Raw genomic sequence first — 2,836 nt, 5'->3', positions numbered from 1 at the left:
ATTCTGATTAAGTAGAATTTTTTTAGGACAAGTGTTTCTTTATCGCTATATATTTCAAATAAATATCATAAAAAAGCGGCTAATTTGAGTTAGCCGCTTTGGTAGCATCGTTAGGAATTGATCCAACATCCTTGTGTAACAATTTTTCAATATAATTGTTAAGACTTCTATGGTCTGCCTTGGCTTTTTCTTTCAAAGCTTCTAAAAGGTCTTTGTCTAAACGAACAGCGGTTTGAATTTTAGTTGACATGATAATCTGTTTTTGTAATAACAATATGTTATACAAATGTAATTAAAAACATTCCAAGTTTCTATATTGACAACACAAGTAGTTTAATTTAACATCCCAATCCTGTCTATAGGTTCACGCAAACTTACCTGTCAGCAAAGGCCGGGACGCTAAGTCGCATGAGTTTTATCAATTTTGAATTCCAAAAGTGGGAAACCCTGTAAAGGATTTTCCACTTTTAAAATGTTTTATCGGATACTAATGATTTGATCTTATTGTAAAACCTTAAACTTTTTTGGGTAGGTTTTAAAAGATCCCGGTTATTGCACCAGTTATTGTTACTTTCTGTTGAGGAAGAAAAGTAAGGTTATTTTCAAACACAACATTGTCAAAAAATATACTGGTTTCATCTTCTGTTTGAGAAATAGTGATTTTACCATCTACTGCCGTCATTCTAATTGCAGGAGTAGCATCGTACTGAAAATCCCTATGAACAGTCAGTTCATTATTGCTTAAATCGTATTCTTGATTTTGTAATATTCCATTTTCAACTTTTATCCTAAAAAAACTAAGTTCAGCTAATTTTCCATTAAAAGGTCCAATAATAATGGTGCTATCATCATTGACTTTACTAAAATAACCAGGATGGATATGTAGTTCTTCATTTGAAGCACTTTCCCCTTCTGTACTTGTGATTTCTAAATTGTGGCTGGTAATTTTTCTCGACAGACCATCTGGTAAGCACGGTATGCCTACGCCAGTCCCTGAAGGCTTCACTATTTGGATGAAGTGGGTGATACCTGCACTTTCTACTTCAATATTTTGCGTTTGTTCATAGCCGTCGTCAAATTGAACATTGATACTATATGTGTTGTTTTTAGGCACAAAAAATGATGCACTATTACAACTAGAATAAAGAATTTCTCTTCCAGATTGTAATGTAAAACTTGAATTTCCACATCTAAGATGATCCTCTTTATCTTCAAAATCTTCGTATAGTTCAGCCTGGACAAGTAAATTTGCGAGATCCTCTGTTTCTGGCATATATATAGGACCACCAACTCCTGTTAGGCTATTGCTATTTACCGTAATTGTTGCCCTACAATTATCTAATATATTGACCACAATACGAGATTTGGTTAAATCTTCTTCGTTAGCACTTTCCCTAATATATCCTTCGAATATAATTAGGTTGTTGTCAAGAATTTCTAATTGTCCGAAGTCAATCTCACCTGATAATCCTTCGAATGAAGAATAATTTTCGCTTGTACTTGAAATCTCAAAAGTGATTAAAAAAGAATCCTCATATCCTAATTCCAGTTCTTCTTGACTTGCTTCATAAGTAATCACTTTTTCTGCGGAGCCAGATATGAATCCATCCCCAAATTGAATCTTTAGTATATTGTCCGTAATTGTAATCAGCGCTTTGTTTTGGTTAAAATCTTCGTCATAATATTCCAATAGTGCGGTAATGTCAACAATCGCGTTTTCGTTTTCTGAACCTTGATCATCATCTATAGCATTGTCATCATCTTTTGAACAAGACAAAAACACCGTAAATAGCAATACTATACTTGTGATTTTTAATATATTTTTCATCGTTATTATTTTGGATTTTATTAATGTTTTTTCACTATTAATTATTTGTCACAACCTGCATAAGCCTGAAGACCATCTCTACCAAAACGTAATCTATCGATTGAAATGTAGAAGTAATCTGATGTAAAACTTGTACCCATCCAGCTTTTATAAGTATTCTAAGCTTTTATTGTTACTCTGTTATTTTTAGTGGTATAGTTACCACCCTGGCCTTCGTAATTAAAATGAACATCATCATAATATCGGTTTCTGAATTCGACATAAGCATCATATTTTCCCGTACTTGTTTTTGTAGATTTCACTCTAAAATCTACTCCTTTAAAACAATTTACGGATTTCCAATCACTCCATCCTGATGATTGTGCACTGAGGTTACTGATAGAAAATAACATTGTTAAGAAAACAACTAAAATAGTACTTTTCATAATAAAAGATTTTAAGTTAAAATTATTTGGTAAAATTGGACTAATTAATCAGTTAGAACTATACCCTTTACTGGGTATTTTTGCTTTTAATCGTTTTTTCTATTTGAAGTATTCCTAAAATCAAAAGGTTTGGAATTGCTACATTTGCATGGACACAAAGTTAAAACCAACTTTAAATCATTGTGGATCTAGCTCAGGAAAAGTTAAAACTGTAGAATGTATGCAAACGTATTTAATAGACGGGACTTATAATTCCATCAATACTAATAAAATCAAATCAATGATGAATGATGGTTTGAATACGATTAAAATAAGAATAAGCTATAATAAAAATAATGAAATCTCTAAAATAGATTCAGCAAGTGGTAACTTAAAATTAGACAGTATTTTTGAAGAAACTATAGTAAATCTATTAAAAAAAGTTCAATTTGAAAGCCCAAGTAACGGAGACGAAAGTTTTTCTGGAGATTTAGTTTTAGTACTAAATTATTTGAAAACATAATTCAACAAGATGATCGTTTCCTAATTCTGATTAAGTAGAATTTTTTTAGGACAAGTGTTTCTTTATCGCTATATATTTCAA

The 2,836-nt window shown here is 31.3% G+C and carries 4 protein-coding genes; 1 reads left to right on the top strand and 3 read right to left on the bottom strand.

Going from position 1 to position 2,836, the window contains the following annotated elements; translation table 11 throughout:
- Positions 1 to 79 precede the first annotated feature (79 nt).
- The 3 genes from EIG86_RS07245 to EIG86_RS07235 all read right to left on the bottom strand — a co-directional run bounded on the left by EIG86_RS07245 (position 80) and on the right by EIG86_RS07235 (position 2,253).
- On the bottom strand, positions 80 to 250 hold the full coding sequence (locus EIG86_RS07245) for an Arc family DNA-binding protein (protein WP_127845502.1): 171 nt from the start codon (positions 248 to 250) through the stop codon (positions 80 to 82).
- Positions 251 to 535: 285 nt separating this feature from the next.
- Positions 536 to 1,828 (bottom strand): hypothetical protein, encoded by a 1,293-nt coding sequence (locus tag EIG86_RS07240; protein WP_127845501.1) that lies wholly within the window; start codon positions 1,826 to 1,828, stop codon positions 536 to 538.
- A 158-nt stretch (positions 1,829 to 1,986) separates the two neighbouring features.
- Positions 1,987 to 2,253 (bottom strand): hypothetical protein, encoded by a 267-nt coding sequence (locus tag EIG86_RS07235; RefSeq protein ID WP_127845500.1) that lies wholly within the window; start codon positions 2,251 to 2,253, stop codon positions 1,987 to 1,989.
- A gap of 148 nt (positions 2,254 to 2,401) precedes the next feature.
- Between EIG86_RS07235 and EIG86_RS07230 the strand changes: the two genes are divergently transcribed.
- Complete coding sequence (locus EIG86_RS07230) at positions 2,402 to 2,755, top strand: hypothetical protein (protein ID WP_127845499.1); 354 nt, start codon at positions 2,402 to 2,404, stop codon at positions 2,753 to 2,755.
- Positions 2,756 to 2,836: the final 81 nt, after the last annotated feature.

This window comes from Psychroflexus aestuariivivens (assembly GCF_004010055.1).
GTDB classification, from domain to species: Bacteria; Bacteroidota; Bacteroidia; order Flavobacteriales; family Flavobacteriaceae; genus Psychroflexus; species Psychroflexus aestuariivivens.
Note: the sequence above shows the minus strand (reverse complement) of the source record. Positions and strands in the feature narration are given on the sequence as shown.

Excerpts from the sequence above, each read along its gene's own strand:
- EIG86_RS07245 (WP_127845502.1), bottom strand. The coding sequence starts at position 250 with ATGTCAACTAAAATTCAAACCGCTGTTCGTTTAGACAAAGACCTTTTA.
- EIG86_RS07240 (WP_127845501.1), bottom strand. The coding sequence starts at position 1,828 with ATGAAAAATATATTAAAAATCACAAGTATAGTATTGCTATTTACGGTG.
- EIG86_RS07235 (WP_127845500.1), bottom strand. The coding sequence starts at position 2,253 with ATGAAAAGTACTATTTTAGTTGTTTTCTTAACAATGTTATTTTCTATC.
- EIG86_RS07230 (WP_127845499.1), top strand. The coding sequence starts at position 2,402 with ATGGACACAAAGTTAAAACCAACTTTAAATCATTGTGGATCTAGCTCA.